At 60.5% G+C, this 25970-nt stretch carries 25 protein-coding genes, 1 tRNA gene and 1 pseudogene; 15 read left to right on the top strand and 12 right to left on the bottom strand.

All coding sequences use genetic code 11. The features are described 5' to 3' along the window. The first annotated feature begins 13 nt into the window (after window positions 1-13). Window positions 14-529 (top strand): MarR family winged helix-turn-helix transcriptional regulator, encoded by a 516-nt coding sequence (locus tag L904_RS04055; RefSeq protein ID WP_020812499.1) that lies wholly within the window; start codon window positions 14-16, stop codon window positions 527-529. 182 nt (window positions 530-711) lie between these two features. Next, window positions 712-1371, top strand: coding sequence for a glutathione S-transferase family protein (locus L904_RS04050; protein ID WP_020812500.1), 660 nt, complete (start codon window positions 712-714; stop codon window positions 1369-1371). A gap of 179 nt (window positions 1372-1550) precedes the next feature. Here the strand turns inward: L904_RS04050 and L904_RS04045 are convergent. Continuing rightward, window positions 1551-2170, bottom strand: a pseudogene (locus L904_RS04045) (glutathione S-transferase family protein). A gap of 134 nt (window positions 2171-2304) precedes the next feature. After that, window positions 2305-3303 (bottom strand): asparaginase, encoded by a 999-nt coding sequence (locus L904_RS04040; protein WP_031234361.1) that lies wholly within the window; start codon window positions 3301-3303, stop codon window positions 2305-2307. 73 nt (window positions 3304-3376) lie between these two features. Here L904_RS04040 and L904_RS04035 point away from each other — a divergent pair, with 73 nt between their 5' ends. Continuing rightward, the gene (locus L904_RS04035) at window positions 3377-4129 is read left to right on the top strand and encodes a DUF3750 domain-containing protein (RefSeq protein WP_020812503.1); all 753 of its coding nucleotides are present in this window, start codon (window positions 3377-3379) and stop codon (window positions 4127-4129) included. Window positions 4130-4133: 4 nt separating this feature from the next. On the opposite strand, the gene L904_RS04030 is transcribed toward L904_RS04035, so the two are convergent. Further along, window positions 4134-5477: a chloride channel protein gene (locus L904_RS04030; RefSeq protein ID WP_035260279.1), complete on the bottom strand. Its 1344-nt coding sequence runs from the start codon at window positions 5475-5477 to the stop codon at window positions 4134-4136. Window positions 5478-5628: 151 nt separating this feature from the next. On the opposite strand from L904_RS04030, the gene L904_RS04025 reads away from it, so the two are divergent. Beyond that, window positions 5629-5901, top strand: a complete 273-nt coding sequence (locus L904_RS04025) for a YlcI/YnfO family protein (RefSeq protein ID WP_020812505.1) — start codon at window positions 5629-5631, stop codon at window positions 5899-5901. Further along, on the top strand, window positions 5898-6197 hold the full coding sequence (locus tag L904_RS04020) for a type II toxin-antitoxin system RelE/ParE family toxin (protein ID WP_020812506.1): 300 nt from the start codon (window positions 5898-5900) through the stop codon (window positions 6195-6197). Before L904_RS04025 ends, L904_RS04020 begins: the two co-directional genes overlap by 4 nt. Before the next feature lie 3 nt (window positions 6198-6200). Here L904_RS04020 and betA read toward each other — a convergent pair whose 3' ends face one another. The 3 genes from betA to betI form a co-directional block, all read right to left on the bottom strand. Beyond that, window positions 6201-7850: a choline dehydrogenase gene (gene betA / locus L904_RS04015; RefSeq protein ID WP_020812507.1), complete on the bottom strand. Its 1650-nt coding sequence runs from the start codon at window positions 7848-7850 to the stop codon at window positions 6201-6203. A gap of 230 nt (window positions 7851-8080) precedes the next feature. Beyond that, entirely contained in the window at window positions 8081-9553 is a 1473-nt protein-coding gene (betB, locus tag L904_RS04010) for a betaine-aldehyde dehydrogenase (protein ID WP_020812508.1), read from the bottom strand. Window positions 9554-9565: 12 nt separating this feature from the next. Next, window positions 9566-10186: a transcriptional regulator BetI gene (gene betI, locus L904_RS04005; protein ID WP_020812509.1), complete on the bottom strand. Its 621-nt coding sequence runs from the start codon at window positions 10184-10186 to the stop codon at window positions 9566-9568. A 220-nt stretch (window positions 10187-10406) separates the two neighbouring features. Here betI and L904_RS04000 point away from each other — a divergent pair, with 220 nt between their 5' ends. The 6 genes from L904_RS04000 to L904_RS03975 all read left to right on the top strand — a co-directional run bounded on the left by L904_RS04000 (window position 10407) and on the right by L904_RS03975 (window position 15225). After that, window positions 10407-10955, top strand: a complete 549-nt coding sequence (locus L904_RS04000; RefSeq protein WP_031234363.1) for an HdeD family acid-resistance protein — start codon at window positions 10407-10409, stop codon at window positions 10953-10955. 240 nt (window positions 10956-11195) lie between these two features. Next, entirely contained in the window at window positions 11196-11432 is a 237-nt protein-coding gene (locus L904_RS03995) for a type II toxin-antitoxin system ParD family antitoxin (protein WP_020812511.1), read from the top strand. A gap of 182 nt (window positions 11433-11614) precedes the next feature. Then, complete coding sequence (locus tag L904_RS03990; RefSeq protein ID WP_020812512.1) at window positions 11615-13417, top strand: GGDEF domain-containing protein; 1803 nt, start codon at window positions 11615-11617, stop codon at window positions 13415-13417. Window positions 13418-13505: 88 nt separating this feature from the next. Next, entirely contained in the window at window positions 13506-14519 is a 1014-nt protein-coding gene (locus L904_RS03985; protein WP_020812513.1) for an NAD(P)H-quinone oxidoreductase, read from the top strand. Between the two features lie 62 nt (window positions 14520-14581). Beyond that, complete coding sequence (locus L904_RS03980) at window positions 14582-14863, top strand: DUF6516 family protein (protein WP_003520460.1); 282 nt, start codon at window positions 14582-14584, stop codon at window positions 14861-14863. Continuing rightward, on the top strand, window positions 14860-15225 hold the full coding sequence (locus L904_RS03975) for a helix-turn-helix domain-containing protein (RefSeq protein WP_020812514.1): 366 nt from the start codon (window positions 14860-14862) through the stop codon (window positions 15223-15225). The genes L904_RS03980 and L904_RS03975 overlap by 4 nt, the downstream gene beginning before the upstream one ends. A 701-nt stretch (window positions 15226-15926) precedes the next feature. On the opposite strand, the gene L904_RS03970 is transcribed toward L904_RS03975, so the two are convergent. The 5 genes from L904_RS03970 to L904_RS03950 form a co-directional block, all read right to left on the bottom strand. Beyond that, window positions 15927-16967 carry a sulfate/molybdate ABC transporter ATP-binding protein gene (locus L904_RS03970; RefSeq protein ID WP_020812515.1) on the bottom strand — a complete coding sequence of 347 codons (1041 nt, stop codon included), beginning with the start codon at window positions 16965-16967 and terminating at the stop codon, window positions 15927-15929. A gap of 11 nt (window positions 16968-16978) precedes the next feature. Continuing rightward, a complete protein-coding gene (gene cysW, locus L904_RS03965) occupies window positions 16979-17851 on the bottom strand; it encodes a sulfate ABC transporter permease subunit CysW (RefSeq protein WP_020812516.1) in 873 nt (290 codons plus the stop codon). Further along, complete coding sequence (cysT, locus tag L904_RS03960; protein ID WP_003494311.1) at window positions 17844-18701, bottom strand: sulfate ABC transporter permease subunit CysT; 858 nt, start codon at window positions 18699-18701, stop codon at window positions 17844-17846. The genes cysW and cysT overlap by 8 nt, the downstream gene beginning before the upstream one ends. A gap of 191 nt (window positions 18702-18892) precedes the next feature. Further along, a complete protein-coding gene (locus L904_RS03955; protein WP_035262358.1) occupies window positions 18893-19918 on the bottom strand; it encodes a sulfate ABC transporter substrate-binding protein in 1026 nt (341 codons plus the stop codon). 245 nt (window positions 19919-20163) lie between these two features. Continuing rightward, window positions 20164-20604: an Rrf2 family transcriptional regulator gene (locus tag L904_RS03950; RefSeq protein WP_003520468.1), complete on the bottom strand. Its 441-nt coding sequence runs from the start codon at window positions 20602-20604 to the stop codon at window positions 20164-20166. Between the two features lie 204 nt (window positions 20605-20808). Between L904_RS03950 and L904_RS03945 the strand changes: the two genes are divergently transcribed. The 3 genes from L904_RS03945 to cysN are packed head-to-tail and all read left to right on the top strand — an operon-like array spanning window position 20809 to window position 24053. Next, window positions 20809-21591, top strand: coding sequence for a phosphoadenylyl-sulfate reductase (locus tag L904_RS03945; protein ID WP_020812163.1), 783 nt, complete (start codon window positions 20809-20811; stop codon window positions 21589-21591). A 27-nt stretch (window positions 21592-21618) separates the two neighbouring features. After that, window positions 21619-22572 (top strand): sulfate adenylyltransferase subunit CysD, encoded by a 954-nt coding sequence (cysD, locus tag L904_RS03940; RefSeq protein ID WP_003520470.1) that lies wholly within the window; start codon window positions 21619-21621, stop codon window positions 22570-22572. Continuing rightward, window positions 22572-24053 carry a sulfate adenylyltransferase subunit CysN gene (cysN, locus tag L904_RS03935; protein ID WP_035262354.1) on the top strand — a complete coding sequence of 494 codons (1482 nt, stop codon included), beginning with the start codon at window positions 22572-22574 and terminating at the stop codon, window positions 24051-24053. The genes cysD and cysN overlap by 1 nt, the downstream gene beginning before the upstream one ends. An 830-nt stretch (window positions 24054-24883) precedes the next feature. On the opposite strand, the gene L904_RS03925 is transcribed toward cysN, so the two are convergent. Then, a tRNA-Pro gene (locus tag L904_RS03925) sits at window positions 24884-24960 on the bottom strand. A 264-nt stretch (window positions 24961-25224) separates the two neighbouring features. On the opposite strand from L904_RS03925, the gene L904_RS03920 reads away from it, so the two are divergent. Then, on the top strand, window positions 25225-25647 hold the full coding sequence (locus tag L904_RS03920; protein WP_003520473.1) for a hypothetical protein: 423 nt from the start codon (window positions 25225-25227) through the stop codon (window positions 25645-25647). Window positions 25648-25970 lie beyond the last annotated feature (323 nt).

Below are 25970 nucleotides of genomic sequence, written 5' to 3'. Positions count from 1 at the left end.
GGGACGATGAAGCGTGGCGACTGAGGAAAACTGGAACGAGGATCTGCCCGAGGACATCAAGCGGATCGGCAATACGATGACGCGCATGCGCATCATGATCGGCCGCCGCATCATCGGCCGCATGGCGCTTGCCAAGCTCGCTCCGGGTCTCGAACTCTCCCATATCGACGTTCTCGATATTCTGCGCCGGGCGGAAGGCGATGTTACCGTGGGTGCGATTGCCGAGGGCATGCGCATCGACCCCTCGCGCGGCAGCCGGGTGGTGGCGGACATGGTGGGGCGCGGCCTGCTGAAACGCGGCGTTTCCCAGGAGGACGGCCGCCGCAGCATTGTCGAAATCACACCGCTCGGCACCAGTCTTCTGCAGGAAATGCGCCGGACCAAGATGAGCGTCATCGAGGACGTGATGGATGGATGGCCGGCGGAGGATGTGGAGACATTCGCGCGCCTGTTCGAACGTTTCATCGACCGTTTCGAATACCGGTTGTCGCCGGATACGGACTTTCTGACGGATCAGAAAAAATCATAGCTGGCCCCGTCATCTGCAACTTCACTTTAAAAGTGCAAAACCGTAACGTGCCGCATCGAAAAGGCCGGAGCACGCCGTTTGCCGACATCGTCGGCCGTATTCTGCTTTTTGTTTTCCGCATTGTCCGGACGTAAAACTGCGGCGCAGTTTTTACTGGAAATGCTCTCAAGGGGGTAAATTCGATGTTGACGATCTACGGTGTCTACCGTTCCCGCGCCACGCGCACGCTGTGGCTTGCGGGTGAACTGGGCATAGAATTCAAGCATGTGCCAGTCATACAGGCCCGCCGCCTTGCCGATCCGCTGGCTGCGGATGCGCCGCTCAACACGCTGTCTCCCGCCTTTCTCGCCGTCAACCCGATGGGCACCATTCCCTGCATCGAGGATGACGGCATGGTGCTTTACGAATCCATGGCCATCAATCTTTATCTCGCCCGCAAATATGGCGGACCGCTGGCTCCCATCGATCTGAAGGAAGATGCGGCGATGCTGCAATGGTCCTTCTTTGCCGCCACCGAAGTCGAAACCAATTCGCTGAAGATTTCCTCCGCCATTGCCGAAGGCCTGTCGGAAAGCGATAGCGGCAAGGCCGTGATCGATGTCGCCGCCCGCCTGCTGAAACGCCCCTTCCGGGTGCTGGAGCAGCATCTTTCCAGCCATGATTATCTGGTGGGCGACCGTTTCACCGTCGCCGATCTCAACGCGGCGGAAATCGTTCGTTACGCGCAGGGCCACAAGCCGCTGTTCGATGCCCATCCGGCGCTGAAAGCCTGGCTGGATCGTTGCCAGGCCCGCACGGCGTTCAAGACGATGTGGGATACCCGCGCGGCCGAGGCGGCCTGAGCGGGAGAACATTCCGCGATCCTTCTTTCTCCACCCTCATTCCTGTGCTTGTCACAGGAATCCAGCCGACGCGCGTCTGCGCGGCGGGGAGAGTTCTTTCAGCCCAAGGACTTGGGCTGGCTGGATCCCTGTGACAAGCACAGGGATGAGGGAGCAGGACAAGACCGAGTTGGGGCCTCTCAGCCCCTCTCGCCCTCCAGCGCCCGCTGCACTGCCGGGCGGTCGTTCATGCGGCGGAAGTGGTCGTGCACCTTCGGAAAGCGGGCAATATCCACGCCATCGCTTTCCAGCCAGCCGGACATGACGAAAAGATAGGGATCGGCAACCGAATAGGCCGTACCAAGAACCCAGGGACCGTGCAGCATGCCGTGCTCGATCAGTTCGAAGCACTCGCCCATGGTCTGCGGCACCTTGGCTTTCATATCGGCCAGCGAACTATCCTCATTCGCCCAGCGGCTGCCGCGCCGGCCATGCGCGTGGGCGACATGCACGGTGGAGGAAATGAAGGCGTTGAAGGACTGCATCAGCGCGAATTCAAAGGGATCGTCGAGCGGTGCGAGCTTCTTTTCCGGCGCCATCTGCGCGATGAAGGCGAGGATGGCGGGCGTCTCCGTCAGCACGCCGCTTGCCGTGGCCAGTGCGGGCACGCGGCCCTTCGGATTGATCTTTAAAAATGCCTCGGAGCGTTGCTCGCCCTCCGCGAAATTGACGCGGTGGGCCTTGTAAGGCAGGCCGGCTTCCTCAAGCACGATATGGCGGCGCGGGAGCAGGAACCGGGGGAGAAGAACAGTGTGAACATGGATATGCGACCTCCAAAGCAATGAAGCGCCCGTTTCTTCCTCATGCGGACGCCGCCCCTCGGCGGCCATGGGATGGCCGTCACACGCAGGGCACATCATCATCGTGCCCGCAACCGGCCGCGTCAAAGGTTATTTAAAGCCCGACGACGCGGATATCGCCGACATGGATGCCGTTCCAGTTGCGCATCTGCCGGTTCGCCATGCCGCTCAAAGCCTGCTGCTCGGCGCTGCCTTCATCGAAATAGCGCGCAAGCAGTGCCGAGACCATGGCTTCCGCCGCACGCGTCGTGCCGTCTTCGCATTTAACCGCCATGGCAATTCCCTTTTCCGGCAGGGCGGCGACAAAAACGCCCTCCGCGCCGGTCTTTGCGAAGATTTTTCCCGGCGCGATCTGCATCAGTTTCGTGCAGGCGCGGCCCGTGCCCGCAACGTAAAAGGGCTCCGCCATGCAGGCCTCGACGAGACGGCGCGAAGCTTTCGCACGGCCCGCTTCCAGCCCCCTGCCCGTCGCCATTTTCGCGAAACCATGCGCCAGCCCTTTGAGCGGTACGGCATAGGTGGGGATGGAGCAGCCATCCACGCCGCAATTGGCCTGACCGAGAGCAGCACCCGTCAGGCTTGCCATCGTGGCGCGGATTTCCCGCTGCAGCGGATGATCGTAACCGACATAGCCCTTGGGGTCAGTGCCGGTGTGACAGCAAGCGCAGATGAAGCCCGAATGTTTGCCGGAACAATTATTGTGAAGCGCCGTCGGCTTTTCCAGCGTGCGGGCCTGATGGATGATGGTTTTCTGGTCGGAAGACCAGTGCGCGCCGCATTCCAGCGTATCCACATCCCTGCCCGCTTTCGCCAGCATCGAAGCGGCGAGCTCCACATGCGCGTCCTCGCCGGAATGGGAGGAGCAGGCAAGCGCCAGTTCGCGGTTGCCGAACTGATAGGCATCCGCAGCACCGCTTTCCACCAGCGGCAGCGCCTGCATGGCCTTGCAGGCGGAACGCGGGAAGATGCCGCGCTCGATATCGCCAGCCGAAAACAGCACGCCGCCATCGCCATCCACCACCACGGCAAGGCCATGATGGCGGCTTTCCACGAGGTTGCCGCGGGTGACTTCGACGGTAACGGAATTGTTCATTTTCGCAGCCTCAAAAAATTCTGATTTCATGTGGTTGATACCGCAATTGATTTTTCGATGCACGGGGCTATCAGTGAAATTTGCAAAACGTCTGCTGCTGGCGATTGCCGTTATCTATCTGCTTCCCGCACTGGCATCGGCCGGGCTGTGGGCCATGCGGGACCATCCGCAGGGCTGGCGCGATGCCCGCTGGTCTTCGTCCGGCGTCCTTCCCCAGGCGGACGCCGATGAACAGGCTGCGGTCTATGTGTTTTCCGCCATGACGGGCGGCTTCAAGGGCTCTGTCGCCAGTCATGCCTGGATCGTGCTGAAAAAGCCGGGCGCGAAAGCCTATGACCGCTATGACAAGGTGGGTTGGGGCACGCCGATCCGCCGCAATGGCTATGCGGCGGATGCCTTCTGGTATTCCAACACACCGCGCCAGGTGGTGGCCATTCATGGCGCGGAAGCGGAAAAGCTGATCCCGAAGATCGAAAAGGCGATTGCCGATTACCCCTATGGCCGGCCGGGCGGCTACCGCATCTATCCCGGCCCCAACTCCAACACCTTCGTCGCCCATGTGCTGCGCAGCGTGCCGGAACTCGGCGTTGTGCTGCCGCCGGATGCCGTGGGTCGCGATTATCTGCCGGACGGCGCGTTTTACCACATCGCCGACGACTGGAAGGACGCGAGCGTTTCGCTCGGCGGTCTGTTCGGCATTTCGGCCGGTGCGCGCAGCGGTTTCGAGATCAATTTTCTCGGTCTTGTCGCCGGCATCGATTTCAGCCGGCCCGGCGTGAAGATACCGGGGCTCGGTTATTTCGGCGTGGCGGGCATCCGCGCATAAAAGGTTAGGTTTCGCTGGCCTGAGCAGCGCGTCTGGCGCGGATGCTCTGGGCGATGAAGACCCGCGACAGGCCGTGATAAAGCGGCTCGCGCGAGAAAAGCCGCGACGTCAGATATCCCAGCATCGATGCGGCCATGATGGGCATGACGCCTTCATGATTGCCGGTCATTTCAAGGATGATGACAAAGGCCGTCATCGGCGCCTGCACCACGCCTGCAAAATAACCCGCCATGCCGACGATGGCGCCAAGGCCGATGCTGGTGCCGAGCAGGGTGGCCATGGTGCTGCCGAAACCCGCGCCTACTGACAGCGACGGTGCGAAAATGCCGCCGGGAATGCCCGACATCATGGCAAGGAACGTCGCCGCCAGTTTTTCGATGAAGAAGAATGCCGGCGCGGCCTCGCCCTCGATTGCCGCGCGCGCCTGTTCGTAACCGGTTCCGAAGGTCGCGCCGCCCGTTGCGATGCCGAGGACGGCGGAAGCAAGGCCGCAGGCGGCGGCGATCGCCAGCATCCGCTTCAGCGGCATGGCCTGGGCGAAGCGCCGGATGCGGGCGGAAAGACGCAAGGCGCCTGCGCTGAACAGCGCACCGAACGCGCCGCCGCCAATGCCGCAGACCAGAACCAGCAGCCAGTCCATGGTCGTTTTCGCCATCACCGAACTGGTGCCGAAATAGGTATAGCTGCCGACCAGCGCGAGCGAAGCGAGGCCCGACAGGATGACGGCAGTGAGGACGAGGCCATTGGCGCGGGATTCATAGGTCTTGCTCATTTCCTCGATGGCGAAGACGATGCCCGCCAGCGGCGTATTGAAAGCCGCCGCAATGCCCGCCGCCGAGCCAGCGAGAATGAGGCCCTTCGCCTGCGCCATGCCGCCCCAGCGGGCGGCCTGCAGCATGATCGAGGCGCCAACCTGAACGGTCGGGCCTTCACGGCCGATGGAGGCACCGGAGAGCAGGCCGGCGACAGTCAACACCACCTTGCCGAAAGCGAGCTTCAGCGACAGAAGCCGCGAACGGTCCGCATCTTCCCGCAGGTGCCGCGCGGCGATCGCCTGCGGAATGCCGCTGCCGCCGGCATTGGGGAAAACCGTGATCGCGAGCCACGCGCAGAGCGCGAAGCCAAGCGGCGTGATGATGAGTGGCAGTAGAAACGCCCATTCGCCCGATGAGGTTGCCGCAAAGAAGAGGTGCTGGGCCCGATCCGCCGCCCACGCAAAGCCGACGCTGATAAGGCCGACCGCAATCGCGCCGACCCAGAAAACCGCCCTCGGCCTCCACACCCGCCACGAACCCCAGACGACACGGGAACGGCGGAGCATCTTCAGCTTTTTGTAGTCGACGGGCATGGCGGTCCAGATCGGTGATTTTGATGGTCGTCATCAGGCGGGAAGCCCGTTTATCCGCCTCTCGGGCGGGGATTGCAAGGTTTTGCATTTGACAGGTTGCCCCTATCGGCGCATTCTTTGCGTCGCAATTGCAACGCACGGAGACGTAGACATGAAAACGGCAACGATCCCTTCACTGCGGGTGACGGCGGATTTTCGCGAGGCTGCTGAAAGCGTGCTGAAGGAAGGCGAGACGCTTTCTTCCTTCGTTGAAGAGTCCGTGCGCAGGCAGGTGCAAATCCGTAAATCGCAGGCGGAATTCATTGCGCGCGGGCTGGTGTCTCTCGAAGATGCTGAGCGCACCGGTGTCTATTATACCACCGACGATGTTCTTTCGATGATGCAAAAGAAACTTGATGCTGCGAAAGCCGCGAAGCGGAAATGACGTATGAACTTCGCTATACCGAAGAAGCCTTTGCCGATTTTGATCGCATCTATGATTTTCTGATCGCCTACGACATCGATGTGGCTGAGAAAGCGATCAGCGCCATAAGAGCAGGACTGGAGATTCTCGGCGATTTTCCCTTCAGCTGCCGCAAGGCATCTGCCGAAAACAGCCTCATACGCGAGCTCCTCGTGCCCTTCGGTTCCTCCGGCTATATCGTGCTTTTCCGCATTGATGGCCCGGAAACCGTCACCATTGCCGCCGTCCGCCACCAGCGCGAGGACGATTATCATTGATCCTCACCGGTCGCTGACGGCCGCGCGCGGGTTTACCCACGGTTCCTGATTGGAACGCGGCAGCGGGGTCTTGCCGAGAATGTGGTCCGCCGCCTTTTCGCCGGTCATGATCGACGGGCCGTTGAGGTTGCCATAGGTCACATGCGGGAAGATCGAGCTGTCCGCCACCCGCAAGCCCTCCACGCCGATGACCCGGCATTCGGGATCGACGACGGCCATCGGGTCGTCCCTGTCGCCCATGCGGCAGGTGCCGCAGGGGTGATAGGCGCTTTCCAGATGTTCCCGCAAAAAGGCATCGATCTCCTCATCCGTCTCCACATTTTCGCCGGGCTGGATTTCCGGCCCGCGAAAATCGTCAAAGGCTTTCTGGCTGAAGATGTCGCGCGTCAGGCGCACGCAATGGCGGAATTTTTCCCAGTCTTCCGGGTGGCTCATATAATTGAAGCGGATGACCGGATCATCATGCGGATCTGCGGAACGCAAGGTAACATTGCCGCGCGATTTCGACAGGTTGTAACCCACATGCACCTGAAAACCATGGCTTTTCGCCGCCGCTTTGCCATCATAGGAAATGGCGACCGGCAGGAAATGATACTGGATGTCAGGCTGTTTCAGACCGGGTGCTGAGCGCAGGAAGGCGCAGGCCTCGAACTGGTTAGAAGCGCCAAGCCCGCCTTTCGACAGCAGCCATTGCGCACCCGCCACGCCCTGCCAGAACCATGGCAGCCAGGAATAGAGCGAGACCGGCTTGGTGGAGACCTGCTGGAAATAAAACTCCATATGGTCCTGAAGATTTGCGCCCACGCCCGGGCGATCCGCCTTCACCTCGATGCCCATGTCTTTCAGATGGGCGGCGGGGCCGATGCCTGAGAGCATCAGCAGTTTCGGCGAATTAAAGGACGAGGCGGAAACGATGACCTCGCGATTGGCCGTGATGGTTTCCACCACGCCCTTGCGCTCAATCTCGACACCAACGGCCCGGCCGTTCTCGATGACGATCTTGCGGGCGAAACCGTTGACCAGCGTGACATTGCCGCGCTTCAGCGCCGGTTTCAGATAGGCATTGGCGGCGGACCAGCGGCGGCCATTGTGGATGGTCTGCTCCATCAGGCCGAAACCTTCCTGTTTGGAGCCATTATAATCGTCGGTCAGTTCGAAACCGGCCTCAGCGCCGGCCTGAATGAAGGCGTGGAACAACGGATTGTTGACCGGGCCGCGCTGCACATGCAGCGGCCCATCCGTGCCGCGCCAACCTTCCTCGCCGCCATGGCTGTGTTCCATGCGCTTGAAGTAAGGCAGCACATCCGCATAGGCCCAGCCATGCGCGCCAAGCTCTTCCCAGCGGTTGAAATCCTCGGCATGGCCGCGGACGTAAACGAGGCCGTTGATGGAGGACGAACCGCCGATGACTTTTCCGCGCGGCGCCGTAATCCTGCGGTTGTCGAGGTTCGGTTCGGGCTCGGAGAGATAGCCCCAATTGTAGCGCTTCATGCTCATTGGCCAGGCGAGTGCGGCCGGCATCTGGATGAAGGGGCCGAAATCCGACCCGCCGGCCTCGATGACGATCACCGAATAACGACCGTCTTCCGACAGGCGATAGGCGATGGCGGAGCCTGCGGAACCCGAACCGACGATGACGTAATCTGCATGCATGATCTGCTCTCTCCGATGAGCGTTGGTTCCGATTAATTGCTGGCGGGTGGGGCTTACCCCCCTCTGCCCTGCCGGGCATCTCCCCCTCAAGGGGGGAGATCGGCAAGCGGCGCTACCACCGCTTCATTCGCAAACGTTGAGATGGGCGCGACCTCGCCGCATATCGATCTCCCCCCTTGAGGGGGAGATGTCCGGCAGGACAGAGGGGGGTAAGCCCCACCCGCTGACCATCAATAAGGCGCGTCCACCTTCCCAGTGCTCACATAAACCGTCTTCAGCTCGCTATAATGCTCCAGCGCCGCCGCCGAATTCTCGCGACCAAACCCGGATTGTTTCGAGCCGCCGAAGGGGATTTCGACCGGGCAGAGATTATAGGTATTGATCCACAACGTGCCCGCCTCCAGCTGATCGACCACGCGATGGGCGCGGGCGAGATCGGCGGTGAAGACGCCGCCGGCGAGACCGAATTCGGTGGCGTTGGCGCGGGTGAGAACCTCGTCCTCATCGTCGAAATCCAGAACGCACATGACGGGCCCGAAGATTTCCTCGCGGGCGATGGTCATGTCGTCAGTCACATCGGCGAAGACGGTCGGCTGCACATAGGCGCCCTCGCCCGAAACATTGTTCGGAATGCCGCCGCCGGTGATGAGCGTCGCACCTTCCGCCCTGCCCTTTTCGATATAGGAAAGGACCTTCTCCTGCTGGGCCTTGGAAACCAGCGGACCGAGATGGGTGGCGTAATCGAGCGGATCGCCGAGGATCATCGCTTCGGTGCGGCGCTTCAGGTTTTCGAGGAAACGCTCCTTCGCCTTTTTCTGCACGAAGACACGGGTGCCGTTGGAGCAGACCTGGCCGGAGGAATAGAAATTGCCGAGCATGGCCCCGCCCACAGCGCTTTCGATATCGGCGTCGTCGAAGACGATCAGCGGCGACTTGCCGCCGAGTTCCATGGTCACGTGCTTCAGATGCCCGGCAGCGGCAGCGGCCACCTTGCGGCCGGTCGGGACTGAGCCGGTAAGCGAGACCTTCGCCACATCCGGGTGATTGACCAGCAGCGGCCCGGTATCGCGATCACCCTGAATGACGTTGAACAGGCCCTTGGGCAGGCCGGCCTCGATGAGGATTTCGGCGATCTTCAAGGCGCCGAGCGGGGTGTTTTCCGAGGGCTTGAAGACCATGGCGTTGCCGGCGACCAGCGCGGGTGCCGCCTTCCAGCAGGCGATCTGCTGCGGATAGTTCCAGGCGCCGATGCCGACGCAGATGCCGAGCGGCACGCGCTTGGTATAGGCGAAATCGCCGCCGAGCGGGATGTAATCGCCGTTCAGCGCGGAAGGCGCAATACCGCCAAAAAATTCGAAGGCATCCGCGCCGGACGTTGGGTCGGCGACGATGGTTTCCTGAATGGGCTTGCCCGTATCCAGCGTCTCCAGCGTCGAAAGCGCATCGTTGCGCTCGCGCATGATATCGGCGGCGCGTTTGAGGATGCGGCCGCGCGCCATCGGGCTCATCGCCGCCCATTCCTTCTGCGCACGTTTGGCCGAGGCGATGGCGCGCTCGACGATGGCGGGCGTTGCGGCATGCAGCCTTGCAATCACCTCGCCGGTGGCCGGAAAGATGCTCTCGAACGGCGTGCCGGCCGTGTCTTCGACATAATCCCCGTCGATGAAATGCGAGGCTTTCGGCTGCGCCTTGAGCGTGGTCATGTCGAAGTCTCCTTAAAGAACGCGGATGGACGGCTTTTGGCGCTGTCCATCGGGAAAAGATTTGAGCTGCATGTCGAAATAATCCTCGACAAGCGCCGGTGCGGAGGCAAGGCCGAGCGGCGCCGAGCGCAGGCTGTGGCGAATATAAAGCCCGTCGATCAGGGCCGCCGCCCCTTCCGCGATGCGCGCGGCATCGTCCGGCGGGCAGAGCCGATTGAGGCTTGCCATGAGGTTGGACCTGAGGCGGCGGGAATAGAGCACGAGCAGGCGGCGGGTTTCTTCCGAGCGCTGCGCCTCGACATAAAAGGCAAGCCACGCCGCCACCGTTTCGGGCGTGAACTGGTCGCTCTGGAAGGAGACATGCACGATGGCGCTCAGCCTTTCGCGCGGGCCGGAAGCGCGGGTCAAAGCCGCCACCGCATCCCGCCTGAGATCGCGCAGCAGGCTGCGAATGGTTTCCAGCAGAAGCTGCTGCTTGCTACCGAAATAGTGATGCGCGAGCGCCGCCGACACACCCGCTTCCCGGGCGATATCCGACATCGTCACATTCAGCGAACCGTGATGGCCTATGGTGCGAAGCGCCGCATCCACCAGCGCCTTGCGGCGCAGAGGCTCCATTCCGATCTTGGGCATAAGCGTCTCCTTGATGGCGGCAAAATATTCTTGATTGATCGATCAATCAATAAAAAACGCGCCATTTCATGTCGCGGATTGGCGTCTGCGCGGCAGGGGAGAAAACCGAAGCGGTTTTCCCGTCTTCCGACTCATGATCTGGATCAAATCTTCGACAGGCGCATTGCGCTACGGTGCATTCGTGATAGCGTTACCCCCGACCATTCAGGGAGACAGCGACATGACGCAGAGTCTCAATGCATCTGGATTTTCACCGCTGAAAGCAAAGTCGGGCTGGTTGCTGGCCCTTGGCCTCGTTCTCCTGGCCTTCGGCATCATCGCGCTCGGCAATCTTCTGGTCGCCACCGTCGCCTCCGTCTTTTATGTCGGGGTCATGATGCTGATGGGCGGCGTGCTGCAGCTTTTTCATGCCTTTCAGGTGAAGGGATGGGAAAGCGTGCTGTTCTGGACGCTGAGCGGCCTGCTTTACGCCATTGCCGGCGTCATCGCTTTCCAGAACCCCGATCTGACGGCGGCGGTGCTGACCTTGCTGATGGCGATTTCGCTCATTGTCGCCGGCATTTTCCGCCTCGTCGTCGGCTTCCGGCTGAAACCGGCGACGGGCTGGGGCTGGGTTGCCACGGCAGGTGCGGTAACGGCGCTGGCGGGTCTGGTGATTGCCGCCGGCTGGCCGGTCAACAGCCTCTGGGTGCTGGGCCTGTTTCTGGCGATAGACCTTATCATGCAGGGTTTTGCAACCATCGCTCTGGCCATGGCCATGCGTTCATGAGGGTAGTGTGCGGCCCGTATCGGATCCGTGCCGATCAGGGAAAAACTAAACCCCAATATACTGCAAATTGGGTATGGAACGCGTTTCGTGGTAAGATAAGCGATGATACCAATTTCGCTGGATGCGGCGTCCAGACGAAAGCTCTTAAAAACGACCGCCCATAAAAGACCGCCCGCCCCGTCCGTGAAACGGGCATTTATCGGGTTCGCGTGGCGGCCATGGAAAGAAGGGAGTGATATCATGCCAATGGTGACAGTATCGATTTCCCCGGAACAGGCAGCAAGAATGCGCGAGGCCGTGAATTGCGGCGCTTACGCATCCGGCAGCGAGGTCGTCAGGGCAGCGCTGAGACTATGGGCGGCCTCCGCAGAACATGGTGTGGGCGCAAAGTCCACGGAGCCTGTCGAAGCGGACCGGGAACGCATGAACGTTGCGGAACTTTATGCCGCGCACAGCGGGCATGTCCGCCGGGCATAAGGCCCGGCGTAACAACCCTCCATATTGAAAGGGTTGTAACAAAACGTTCATCAAAGCTTCACAGTCGTGAAAGCTTTTGTTGACCTGTAATCTGCGATTGTTCGCCGCAAAAGAGACGGGTTCCCGATGGCGCATTCCACACGGCGCGCCACCAAAGGGACCGGCAATAGCGGAGAATAGAAATGCAGGCCGTCACGCTGGAGAACGATGTCATAAGGCGTTTTGCCTCCGGGCACATGTTTCCCATGGCGAAACTGGTGCTCGAAACGGCGTTTCAGCCGATTGTCGAGGCGACGACAGGCACGATCTTCGGTTATGAATCGTTGATGCGCGGCCATGACCGGCTTGGTTTTTCCAATCCGCTGGCGCTTCTCGACCAGGCTGCCGCGGATGGCGAGCTGAAGGCCTTCGAGCAGATGCTGGCGAGCCGGGCGCTGGCGAAATTCTCCACCCTGCCCGATTTTTCTTCCGCCACCCTGTTCCTCAATCTCGATGTGCGGCTGATCCCGCATGGCGACGCCATTCTCGACAAGCTCGTCGGCCACTTGGCGCGGGCGGGCATTCCCGCCTCCTCCATCTGCTTTGAGCTTTCCGAGCGTTTCGACAATACCAGCGTGCCGGAATTCACGGCGCTGATCGCCCGCATGCGCAAGGAAGGCTTCAAGCTGGCCATCGACGATTTCGGCGCCGGCCATGGCGAGATGAAACTGCTCTGCGACTTCCCGCTGGATTACCTGAAGATCGACCGGCATTTCATCACCGGCGTCGACCAATTGCCGCGCAAGCAGCACCTTGTGCGCAACATCGTCAACATCGCCCATGTTCTTGGCGTCAGGGTCATTGCGGAAGGCATCGAAACCGAAGCGGAATTTCTGACCTGCCGCGAATTCGGCGTCGATCTGGTGCAGGGCTGGCTGATCGCGAGGCCCACGGTCTTCACCAGCGAACTGCCGGAGAGCTTTCCCCACATCAACCGCATCGGCGTGGCGCGGCGCAGCAGCCAGACGCTGGATGAGATTCTCATCCGCCGCGAAATAGAGCGTCTTCCCACCGTCTTCGAGCATGACAGCGTCGACAGCGTCTTCGAACTGTTCCGCAGAAATCCGCAGCAGGCGTTTTTCCCGGTTCTCAACGCCAATGGCGAGCCGCGCGGCGTCATCAACGAGTATCACCTCAAGGAATATATCTACCGGCCCTTCGGCCGCGACCTGCTCAAGAACAAGATTTACGAGCGCACCATTTCCCATTTCGTCGATCCCGCGCCGATTGTCGGCCTCGATGCCGATGCCGACCAATTGATGAACATGTTCGCCAGCATGGGCGGCAGCGCCTGCATCATCCTCACCGAAAACATGCGTTACGCCGGCATTGTTTCCGCCGCTTCGCTCATCAAGGTCATCAACGAAAAACAGCTGAAGATGGCGCAGGACCAGAACCCGCTGACGGCGCTGCCCGGCAACCGGGCGATTGGCGGCTTCATTGCCGACCGTTGCAGCGACGGCGACGAGGCGCGCTTCTTCTGCTATTGCGACTTCGATAATTTCAAACCCTTCAACGACAAATACGGCTTCAACGCCGGCGACCACGCCATCACCCTGTTTTCGGCGCTGATGCGTCGTTACTTTTTTGCCGGCGATTGTTTCCTCGGCCATATCGGCGGCGACGATTTCTTCATCGGCGTGCGCGACTGGACGGTGGAGGAACTGACGGAAATCCTCGAGCGGCTGCTCAGCGATTTTCACGACGACGTCGCCGAACTCTACTCGGACGAGGACCGCGCCGCCGGCTGCATGAAAGGCCAGGACCGCCATGGCAATGAGCGGGACTTCGCGCTGCTGCGCTGCTCCATCGGCGTTCTGACTTTGCCGAAGGGGTTGATCATCGCCAATCCCGAGCGGATCGGCAGCGAGATCGCAGGCGTGAAGGCGGCTGCGAAGGAAAACGAAGGCGGTCTCGTGGTGCGGGTGTTCGGCGAGACAAATTGACACTCGTGACAAACGGCCTCCTTCCCTAAGCGGTGCATCTGACCTACATCTTCAGGCGACGCCGACACGCGAGGAGTTGCCCCTGGCCATGCCCGACACCAAGACCCTGCCCGAAACAATGCGCTTCATCGACCTTCCCTCCCATGGCGGTCCGGAGGTGATGCGGCTTTCGCAAGCGCCTTTGCCGAAGCCCGCAAAAGGCGAGGTTCTGGTGAAGGTCGAGGCGGCGGGCGTCAACCGGCCGGATGTGGCGCAGCGGCAGGGCATCTATCCGCCGCCGAAGGATGCAAGCCCGATCCTCGGCCTTGAAATCGCCGGCGAGGTGGTTGCGCTGGGTGAAGGCGTTACCGAATTCAAGGTGGGCGACAAGGTCTGCGCGCTCGCCAATGGCGGCGGTTATGCGCAATATTGCACCGTGCCGGCCGGGCAGGCCCTGCCCCTCCCCAAGGGTTACGACGCCGTCAAAGCGGCCGCATTGCCGGAAACCTTCTTCACCGTCTGGGCCAACCTCTTCCAGATGGCAGGCCTCACCGAGGGGGAAAGCGTGCTCATCCACGGCGGCACCAGCGGCATCGGCACGACGGCGATCCAGCTCGCGCGGGCTTTCGGCGCGGAAGTCTATGCGACGGCGGGCTCAGCGGAAAAATGCGAGGCCTGCGTGAAGCTCGGCGCCAGACGGGCGATCAACTACCGCGAGGAGGATTTCGCCGCCGTCATCAAGGCTGAAACCGACGGCAAGGGCGTCGATGTCATTCTCGACATGATCGGTGCGGCCTATTTCGAAAAGAATCTTGCCGCACTTGCCAAGGACGGCTGCCTGTCCATCATCGCCTTTCTCGGCGGCGCGGTCGCCGAAAAGGTCAACCTCACCCCCATCATGGTCAAACGCCTCACCGTCACCGGCTCCACCATGCGCCCCCGCACGGCCGACGAAAAACGCGCCATCCGCGACGACCTTGTCGCAGAGGTCTGGCCGCTCATCGAAAGCGGTCAGCTGGCACCTGTCATCAACCGGGTCTTTACGCTGGATGAGGTCGTGGAAGCGCACCGGCTGATGGAAAGCAGCAATCATATCGGCAAGATCGTGATGCGGGTATCGTGACACTCTGAGCGGGATCGTTGTTTTCATTGACAACACACTAAAGTGTTGTCAAAAATAACAACATGAAGGCCATTCTGCTCGAAAAGACGCGCAAAGTGATCGACGAGACGGCCTTCTTCGAGGTTGTCCTGTGGCATCTGCCTGAGCCTGTTCCCGGAAGTCTCCACCCGTTCAAATATCGGCTGGCGCTGGTGATCAAAGGGGAATGTGTTCTGCGTTATGACAATGAGCGTGGTAAAGGCGATCATCGTCATATGGACGGGCGTGAAGACACCATCGCCTTCACCACGCTCGAAGCCCTGTTCGATGCCTTTCAGGCGGATATGGAAAGGATTTTGTCATGACCGCACTCACCGTCCGTCTCAGCACGATCAAGGATATCAAGAGCCGCTTTGTTGCCGCCGGTAATCTGGCCATGTCTGGAAAGCCGGTGGAGGCGAAACCGTCCGTCGAATTTTCCAGCTATGAGGACCTGCACCGCATTCTCGCGCCGCTTCGCCTTGCCATCGTCAAGGCTCTGGCGGGACAGGGACCGCTTTCTATCCGGGAGGTTGCCCGTCGGGTCGGACGGGACGTACAGGCCGTTCATCGCGACGTGACGTCGCTCCTCCATGCGGGCGTTATCGACCGGAACGAGGCTGGCATCGAGTTTCCCTATGACAGCATCCACTTCGAATTCGACGTGAAGGCCGCAGATGCGGCGTAGGTGCCGGGTGTCCCCTGGAAGTAATCCCTCTTGCATTACTGACGAATCGTACTACCTTCTAGTTATGTTCAACGTATCGGAAGGAGGTGATCCAATGTCTAGTGAGATTTCGGTCTCTGGTGCAGGCAATGGAAAGGGTGTGTTTTCGACGGGGCAGCCCTCGTTGTAAACCTTCTGCCTTCGGAACGTTGAGAAACAGTCCCGGGTCTGTAAACAGGACCAAACTCATGGAAGGGTCGCCTCTGGCGGCCCTTTTCCGTTTTTTGGATTGTGGGCGAGTACGTATGCTTGGCTCATCTCCGTGTAGCTTCTCCCTCATCTGTGTGCCTCACCCTCCTCCCTCATCTCTGTGCTCGTCACAGAGATCCAGCCAGACCAAGTCTTTGGGCTGGAAGGAGTCTTTTCGCCGCGCAGACGCGCGTCGGCTGGATTCCTGTGACAAGCACAGGAATGAGGGTGTGGGATATGCTAGCGCTGTAAATTCGGCGTCTTGTGTTGCTCGTGGCACCTCTCTGCCGTCATGCCGGTCCCCAGGAACAAGCCCGAGGATGACCCGGCATCCAGCCGGCGCGCGTCTCCGCGACGAGAGGACTCCTCTCAGCCCAAGGACTTGGGCTGGCTGGATACCGGCTCCAGGCCGGTATGACGGAGAACTGGGGAGAGCGCCGGATCATCGACCGTCAACTGCGGTCACGTCTCCCTTATTTCTTCCCGAAAACCTTCCACCGCGTCGGCCGGAAGCGTAGTTCCGCCCCCACCGCCACGGCGGCGTTGAGCGGCACTTCGATTTCGAGGTGATAGGGTTCATGGCCGTTATTGGCGATGTCTATTTCGGCGATGCGGGTGCCCGCGAGGCGGCGACAGGTGGTGACCTTGCCGTAAAGCGCGTCCTTCTCCCCAGTCAGCACCACATCTTCCGGGCGGAAGAAAAGCTCGCCCTCGCCAGAGCCGCTTTCATCGATGCCGATGCTTTCGCCCTGGAACAGCACGTGGCCGTCGCGGATCGTCACCGGCAGGCTGGAGGATTCGCCGATGAAGGAGAAGACGAAGGGGGAGTTGGGCGTGTCGTAGACATCGTCCGCCGTGCCGACCTGTTCGATCTTGCCCTGGCTCATGACGACGACGCGGTCGGCCAGTTCCAGCGCCTCTTCCTGATCGTGGGTGACGAAGACGGTGGTGTGGCCGGTGCGGTCGTGGAATTCGCGCAGCCAGCGGCGCAGCTCCTTGCGCACCTTGGCGTCGAGCGCGCCGAAAGGTTCATCGAGGAGCAACACCTTCGGCTCGATGGCGACGGCGCGGGCGAGCGCCACGCGCTGGCGCTGGCCGCCGGAAAGCTGCGAGGGGTAACGCTTCTCAAGGCCGGAGAGGTGCACCATGTCGAGAAGTTCGGAGACCCGCCTGCGGATTTCGGCCTTCGGCGGACGCTTGGCGGAGGGGCGCACCTTGAGACCGAAAGCGATATTGTCGGCCACCGTCATATGGCGGAACAGGGCGTAGTGCTGGAACACGAAACCGACATTGCGCTCCTGCACCGTGCGGTGCGAGGCATCTTCGTTGCCGAAGAAAATCTGGCCGGTCGTCGGCTGTTCGAGACCGGCGATGAGACGCAGCAGCGTCGTCTTGCCGGAACCGGAAGGACCGAGCAGCGCGATCAGCTCGCCGGAACGAATGTCGAGCGACACATCGTTCAGCGCCGGAAAGCGGTCGAACTGCTTGGTGATGCCGGAAACTTTCACTTCCATGAAGATGCCTTTCAATGCTTGCCGGCTGCGTTGCCCGCGCCAAAGCGTATTTCGAGAATGGTTTTGAGAATGAGCGTCACGAGCGCCAGACCGGCGAGCAGCGTCGCCACCGCAAAGGCCGCGCCCATATTGTACTCATTATAGAGTATCTCGACATGCAGCGGCATGGTGTTGGTCTCGCCGCGAATATGGCCCGAGACCACCGAGACTGCGCCGAATTCACCCATGGCGCGGGCGTTGCAGAGCAGCACCCCGTAAAGCAGGCCCCATTTGATGTTCGGCAGCGTGACATACCAGAAGGTTTGCCAGCCGGAAGCACCGAGCGAAATCGCCGCCTCCTCGTCGCCATTGCCCTGATCCTGCATCAGCGGAATCAGTTCGCGCGCGACGAAGGGAAAGGTGACGAAGATGGTGGCGAGCACGATGCCCGGCACGGCGAAGAGGATTTCGATGCCGTAGCTCTTCAGCCATGGCCCGAGCACGCTGTGGGATGAGAACAGGATGACATAGACGAGGCCCGATATGACCGGCGAGATCGAGAACGGCAGGTCGATGAGCGTGATCAGGAAGGCCTTGCCCTTGAACTCGAATTTCGCAATCGCCCAGGCGGCCATCACCCCGAAGACCAGGTTGAGCGGCACCGAAATGGCGGCGACGAGCAGCGTCAGGCGGATAGCGGAGAGTGCGTCCGGCTCGACAATCGCCTCCCAGAAGCTTTCCGCACCCTTGCGGAAGGCTTCGAAGAAGACCGAGACCAGCGGCAGAACCAGAAAAGCAGCGAGGAAGACGAAGGCAATCGCGATCAACGCCAGCCGGGCGGGAAAGCTCTCGCTGGCGGGGTCGCGGAACGGCCGGGGGGACGTGCGGGAAGCGGTCTCAGACATAACCGTACCTCTTGCGGCTCCAGGCCTGAATGAGATTGATGAGGAACAGCATGGCGAACGAGATGATCAGCATGATGGTGGCGATGCCGGTCGCGGCCGCATAATTGAACTCCTCCAGCCGGATGACGATGAGGAGCGGCGCGATTTCCGAGACATAAGGAATATTGCCGGCGATGAAGATGACCGAGCCATATTCCCCGACACCGCGTGCGAAGGCGAGCGCAAAACCCGTGAGGATGGCGGGTGTCAGGCTCGGCAGCAGAACGCGGGTGATGGTCTGGAAACGGTTGGCGCCAAGCGTCGCCGCCACCTCCTCCACCTGCCGGTCGATTTCTTCCATGACCGGCTGCACGGTGCGCACCACGAACGGCAGGCCGATGAAGATCAGTGCGATGACGATGCCGGTCGGCGTGAAGGCGATCTTGATGCCGAAGGGTTCGAACAGCGAACCGACCCAGCCGCGATTGGCGTAAAGCGTGGTAAGCGCGATACCGGCGACCGCCGTCGGCAGGGCAAAAGGCAGATCGACGATGGCATCGACGAAGCGGCGACCGGGAAAACGGTAACGTGTCAGCACCCAGGCGACGATGACGCCGAAGACCGCGTTGACCAGCGCGGCAAGAAATGCCGTTCCGAAACTGACACGCAGCGCATTCAGCGTGCGGCTATCCGTGGCAATCGCAATGAAATCTGAAAAACCCAGTTTCGCCGTGGACCAGACAAGGCCGCCCAGCGGAATAAGAATGATGAGAAACAGATAGGTCACTGTGTAACCAAGCGTCAGGCCGAAGCCCGGTATGACGCTCGACTGCCGCCATTTCCACCTGTTTCCGGAAGTATTGTTGCTCATCAAGGCTCCGGATAATCTTTAGTTTGGCGCATTTCCGGACAGGAAACCGGAGTCCGCTTTTCCTGGAAATGCTCTCTGGGAGCCGGTGTTCCCCGGCGTTTATTATAAACTATCGACCGGCACGGTGTCCGGTCGATCAGGCTTTTTTTCTGTTGTCTCAGCGAACGGGCGATTTTCAGCCCATCATCCGCTTACTTTGCGGGCTTGTAAATCTGGTCGAAGATGCCGCCGTCACCGAAATGTTCAGGCTGCGCCTTCGCCCAGCCGCCAAACTGCGGGTCGTCGATGGTGACGAGCTTGATGTCGGGCAGCTGCTTGAGCAGATCCTTGGAGACCACGGCGGGGTTGGACGGGCGGTAGAAGTGCTTCGCCGCGATATTCTGGCCCTCGTCGGAATAGAGATATTGCAGATAGGCTTCCGCCGCCTTGCGGGTGCCCTTGGCGTCGACATTGGCGTCAACCACGGCGACCGGCGGTTCGGCAAGGATCGAGATCGGCGGCACAACGATATCGAAGGCGTCAGCGCCGAATTCCTGGCCGGCGAGATAGGCTTCGTTTTCCCAGGCCAGCAGCACATCGCCGATCTGGCGCTGGGCGAAGGTCACCGTGGAACCACGGGCACCGGTATCGAGAACCGGGGCGCGCTTGTAGAGCTCGCCGACATAGGCCTTGATCTTGTCCTGATCGCCCTTGAACTCTTCGTTGGCCCAGGCCCAGGCCGCCAGATAGTTCCAGCGGGCGCCGCCCGAGGTCTTCGGGTTCGGCGTCACGATCTGCACGTCGCCCTTCACCAGATCGCCCCAGTTATGGATGCCCTTGGGGTTACCCTTGCGGACCAGGAAGACGATGGTGGAGGTGTAAGGCGAGGAATTATGCGGCAGGCGGGTGCGCCAGTCCTTGTTGATCTTGCCGGAGTTCTGGACGATGGCATCGATATCGCTCTGCAGCGCCAGCGTCACGACGTCCGCTTCCAGACCGTCGATGACCGAACGCGCCTGCTTGCCGGAGCCGCCATGCGACTGCTGGATCGTGACGTCCTCGCCGGTGTCGGCCTTCCACTTCTTGGCGAAGGCTTCGTTGAAGTCCTTGTAGAGTTCACGGGTCGGATCGTAGGACACGTTGAGCAGCTTGGTCTGCGCGGCGGCCGAGCCAGCGCCGCCAAGTGCCAGTGAGAGGCTAAGCGCAACAACGCTCAAACCGGACAGAAGCTTGGACATCGGTATTCCCTCCTGATTGCGATGGCTTAACTCTACCGGTTGAGTAGAGTTGGTCAATGAGGCCGAATACGATCGAAAAAGTGTTTCCCGAGAGCGTTTTCCCGGGCAACAAATACAGCGCAGCATAAGCGAAAGGCGCAACAAGCGTCGTGTAAAACTTTGCTGAATGCAAAACCGTTTCACATTTTTGACGATTTTTTGCGCTGGCAGCGAAAAATATTATGGGGTTTTAGACGATTTTTTCGTCAGGCCGTCAAAAGCTCGGGCACTTCGACACCGGCCACGGCATCGGCGATGGTGGTGTTGAAAAGGATGTTGCGGGTGGCATCGGCCACGCGGGCAAAGACGTGGCGGATCTCGCACTGCTTCTCGCCGTCGCAATCCTCGCAGCGGCGATAGGCGGTCTGCGACAGGCAGGGCAAGGGGGCAAGCGGCCCATCGATGAGGCGCAGCACCTCGCCGAAGGTGATATCCGCAGCCGGGCGCGCCAAGAGATAACCGCCCTGCTTGCCGCGTCGGCTTTCGACGAGGCGTTCCTTCTTCATTTCGAGAAGGATCTGCTCCAGAAACTTTTTCGGAATGGCCTGTTCGCGGGCGATGTCGGAAATCTGCACAGGACAGGCCCCGTCGGCCTTGGCCAGCGAAAGGAGCGCCCTCAGCGCATATTTTGCCTTCTGCGAAATCATCGTAAAACCAGTAGACCACAAGCCCGGAAACCCGGCAATTCCGGCTTAGCGCAGAAGTTGTCACAATTCAAATCCAAGCTGCGAAGAAGGTGAACGGGTATCTTTTGCTCATACCCTGCGCGCGTGAGGCATTTTTGCTCTCAAGTGCAGCGCACAAAGACTGTCATTTCTGTTCCAAAGGTCGGATTTCAACAATAATCGGCCATGGAAATCCCGGACGTGACAATGACGATCAATTCAGCAAATGCCTCTGCCGATGCCGCTTCCCTCGACGCCACGCTTGCCGGGCTCGATCTGGCGGGTCGGCTTTCGTTTATCGCCGGCCTCGGCGGGCGGGCGGTCTTCACCACCAGCCTCGGCATCGAGGATCAGGTCATTACGGCCGCCATCGGCACGCATCGCCTGCCGATCGACGTCGTAACGCTCGAAACCGGCCGGCTGTTCAAGGAAACCGTCGATCTCATCGATGAAACCGAGGAGCGTTTCGGCATCGAAATCCGCCGCTTCCGCCCGGAGCAGGACGATATCGACGCCTATGCCGAAAAATACGGCCTGAACGGTTTTTACGAAAGCGTCGAAGCACGCCACGCCTGCTGTCATGTCAGAAAGCTGATCCCGCTCGGCAAGGCGCTGGAAGGCGCCGCCTTCTGGATCACCGGCCTCAGGCGCGGCCAGTCGGGCAATCGCGCCACGACGCCTTTCGCCGAGTTCGATGCGGAGCGCAATCTCATCAAGATCAATCCCCTGGCTGACTGGGATATCGACCTCATCCGAGCGCATGTCGCCCAGGAGAACATTCCCGTCAATCCGTTGCATCAGCGCGGTTACCCCTCCATCGGCTGCGAGCCGTGTACGCGCGCCATCAAGCCCGGCGAGCCTGAGCGCGCCGGACGATGGTGGTGGGAAAACGACGAGAAGCGCGAATGCGGTCTTCACGTCGCCGGTGCGGAGCAGACATCCGCCGTTTCCCCCATCCCGCAACGATAATCATTCAGTACATTCCCGGAGTTCACAATGTCCAACGCAGTCCACGAGACGGACAGCAAGAATACTGTCGCATCCAAGCCGCCGCTCGATCCCCATCTGAAGGCGCTTGAAAACGAAGCCATTCACATCTTCCGCGAAGTCGCCGCCGAATTCGACAAGCCCGTGATGCTCTATTCCATCGGCAAGGATTCGTCCGTGCTGCTGCATCTCGCGCGCAAGGCGTTTTTCCCCGGCCGCATTCCCTTCCCGCTGCTGCACGTCAATACCGGCTGGAAGTTCAAGGAAATGATCGAATTCCGCGACAATATCGTCAAGGAATACGATCTCGATCTGATTTCCTACACCAATCCGCGCGGTGCGAGCGAAAACGTAACGCCCTTCACCCACGGTTCGGCGCTTTACACCGACATCATGAAGACCGAAGCGCTGCGCCAGGCGCTCGATGCCGGCCAGTTCGATGCGGCCTTCGGCGGCGCGCGCCGCGATGAGGAGGCGAGCCGCGCCAAGGAACGCATCTATTCCTTCCGCACGCCCGACCATAAATGGGACCCGCGCAACCAGCGCCCGGAACTGTGGAACATCTATAACGGCATGGTCCGCAAGGGCGAAAGCGTGCGCGCCTTCCCGCTCTCCAACTGGACCGAAGTGGATATCTGGCGTTACATCGAGGCGGAAAACATTCCGCTGGTGCCGCTCTATTACGCCGCCGAGCGCCCCTATGTCGAACGCGACGGCATGATGATCCTTGCCGAAGACGAGCGGCTGGAACTGTTGCCCGGCGAAGAGATCAAGCATGGCTCGATCCGCTTCCGCACGCTCGGCTGCTTCCCGCTGACCGGCGCGATCCGTTCCGAGGCGGCGACGCTTCAGGAAGTCATCGCGGAACTTGAAATCGCCACCGTTTCCGAACGGCAGGGCCGCGCGATTGACCGCGACCAGTCCGGCTCGATGGAGAAGAAGAAGCGCGAGGGGTATTTCTGATGAGCACTGCCGCCGCCAACACCCCCTCTTCCGCAACCATTCTGCCCTTTGCCGAGCATTCGAAGGCGGCGCGCGATACGCGTCCGCTGCGTCTCATCACCTGCGGCAGCGTCGATGACGGCAAATCGACCCTGATCGGCCGTCTTCTCTGGGACACCAAGGCCGTCAAGGAAGATCAGGCCGCCACCCTGCACCGCGACAGCGGCAAGCAGAACGATCTCGGCCTGCCCGATTTCGCGCTGCTGCTCGACGGTCTTCAGGCGGAGCGCGAACAGGGCATCACCATCGATGTCGCCTATCGCTATTTCGCCACCGACCGGCGCGCCTTCATCGTGGCCGACACGCCCGGCCATGAGCAATATACCCGCAACATGGCGACAGGCGCTTCCACCGCCGATCTCGCGGTGCTGCTCGTCGATGCGCGCACCGGCATTCTCGAACAGACCCGCCGCCACGCCACCATTGCGGCGCTGATGGGCATCCGGCAATTCGTGCTGGCCGTCAACAAGATCGACCTGACGCATTACGACAAGGCCGGTTTCGAGCTGATCGCCCATGAATTCCGCGATTTCGCGTCCAATCTCGGCATCAAGCAGATCACCGCCATTCCGATGTCGGCGCTGAAGGGTGAAAACGTCGTTCTCTCCGGCAAGTCCTCCATGCCCTGGTATGAAGGTCCGACGCTGGTGGAGACGCTGGAGCTTGCCACGGTGCGCTCCGCGCAATCCGGCGGCTTCCGCCTGCCGGTGCAGCGCGTCTCGCGCCCCGGTGAAAGCTTCCGTGGCTATCAGGGCACGGTTGCCGGCGGTTCGGTAAAGCCGGGCGACAGTGTCGTCGTCCTGCCTTCCGGCATGGTCGCGAATGTCAAGCAGATCGTCACTTTCGATCTGGTGCGCAATGCCGCCGTCGCGGGCGATGCGGTCACGCTCGTCCTCGACCGTCAGGTGGATGTGTCGCGCGGCGACATGATCGTCTCCATCGAGGCGCAGCCGCAGACCGGCCTTGCCTTCGACGCCCAGATCGTGGCGTTGCAGCCGGGCGGTATCGAGGCAGGCAAGCGCTACTGGCTGAAAAGCGGCAGCCGCCGCCAGCGCGTCAGCGTGCAGCCTGTCAGCCAGCTGAACCTGAAGGAAGGCGAATGGCAGGCGCATGAAACCTCGCTGCCGATGAACGCCATCGGCAAGGTGCGGCTTTCCTTCGACGAGACGGCGATCTTCGATCCTTATGAACAGAACCGCTCGACCGGTTCCTTCATCCTGATCGATCCCGACACCAACAACACGGTTGCGGGCGGCATGATCGCCGGCAAGCGCAGCGTCGGTGCGACGGAAGAAAAGGGCGACCGGGTCATTCTCTCGCTGCCCGCCGATCTTGCGGAAAAACTGCTGGCCAGCGAGCTCCTCGCCAAGCACCGCGACGAGATCGACATCCGCCGCACGGACGGCGCAACGGCCGCGCGGCTGATCGGCGATCTGGGCTGACACGCCCCCTCAAACAAACAAAAGGCGACCGTCAAAGCGGTCGCCTTTTTCGTTTCAGAGCGTCTTCCGTGTCAGAGACTGCGGATGGCTTAAAACACGAACATATAAAGCAGAATGATCACGAAGATCGGAACGCCCATAGCCCACAATGCGATACCCTTCAGCATGCTATCCTCCATTGTTGTATGGTCAGATAACGGCTGAGGCGGCTTTCCGATCCATGCCGCTCTCCTGATTTTTACGGGTTGTTTCTCGGCAGCATAAAAAGCTGTTTGTTCATTCGACGTTCATGCACGAAAGGCGAATTTGCATGCGGTCGCTCCGCCAAGCGGCCCAACAGAGGCTCGTTGTTTGAAAAAGCAGCGGGCCTCTTTTTTGATCGCGATAAGTTGATCGCGACGATGCCCCTGAAATTCAGGGCCCATGACGGTGATGGATAACTTCTTGGATTGTGAAGAAGAATTGAGGCTTCTAAGACGATTCCTGTCGCGCGTCCCCTGAAACAGGCCGCGACATTGAGGCCTGGCGCTTGGCGGAGCGACGGGCCTCTTTTGCTGGGACGCCGGGTGGCGACAACAAAAGCCCGCCGAAGCGTTGATGGTGACGATTCGCATTCGTGAGCGGATGTGGAAAGCCCCCTCCCAAAGCGCATACCGGTTGAAGAACGGCAATTTGAACGCACTTATTTCACCTGCGCCCTGATTTTCAGACGCGAGCGGCGAATGCAGTCCAGCCGAAACGGGTTTTCACACGTCCGGTTTCGGTGCGAGATTTCGATCTTGGAATTTTCGGGATGAGTTGCAAGCCGCTGTAACTATTGGGCTTCAAGCTGGTCGGAGTGAGAGGATTCGAACCTCCGACCCCCACGTCCCGAACGTGGTGCGCTACCAGACTGCGCTACACTCCGTGACCAGCGGCGCTTCTATAGACCAGCCTCCGGCATTCGACAAGCGGCTTATTGCATTTTTTGTGACAAGTTTTTTCCATCTGTTGAAACAACCCTGCCAGGAGCCTGTGGCACCGGCTGGAAGGCCTCAAAACGTTACAAAAAAGCAATTGTGGCAGGAAATTTTCATCGAGCCGCATACCTCCCCTGCCCGCCGTCTCCAAATCTGCTAGGGGAACGGAATGACCGGCGGGAAGCCGGACACGGCACAAAGGACATTTCACCATGCTATCTCGCAGCGTAACGCTTGCAGCGTTTGCCATTGCGCTCTCGGCCTGCACCACTTCCACGGGCGGCTCCACTCCCTCTTTCACCCAGAAGAGCCCCGTTGAGACCCGCTGGGTCGGCCAGTCCGCAGGTATTTTCTTCGCAAAATTCGGCCCGCCGCTGAGCGATACGGAAACCGGCAGCTCCACCGTCTATAACTGGCGCGGCGGCTACAGAAAGGCCACCATTCCGGCCAGGTTCGAAGAAGGCAAGGATGGCAAGAAAGGTCGCCAGATCTCGCCCGCCCGCACCGCCTCGCTCTCCTGCACGGTGCAGCTTGTCGTTTCCAGCGATTACAAGATTACCGCGGTGCGCACGGTTTCCGACCGCCCCGGCATCAACGGCCCGAGCTACTGCGCGGAATTCCTCGCCGCAGACTGATCTTCGGCCACAGACCAGACGCAGCAAGGCCCGCCCGAACCGGCGGGCCTTTTCACTTTTTCGGGATTATTGTCATTTTTCTGAAAAAATTTTTGCCTATAGCCGCACCCTGCGACCCGTGACGCGCCGGAAACAGCGTCATATCCGCCTTTCCGCGATATCCCGCTCACAGAACCCTTTCAACCGTTTGAAAGCGTCGGCTAATCTTCGCCGTCATAAAAATGACGATCGGCAAAACCGCAAAAATGGCCGTTGCGACCATATGTCCCTGCAAAATCCCTGCAAAACTGCTTGAACTGGAGTGAACGAGTCCGGGTTGTGCC

This window comes from Agrobacterium sp. LY4 (assembly GCF_001526585.1).
In the GTDB taxonomy this organism is placed as follows: domain Bacteria; phylum Pseudomonadota; class Alphaproteobacteria; order Rhizobiales; family Rhizobiaceae; genus Agrobacterium; species Agrobacterium leguminum.
The sequence above is the reverse complement of the archived record's forward strand: the minus strand, read 5'-3'. Positions and strand labels throughout refer to the sequence as shown.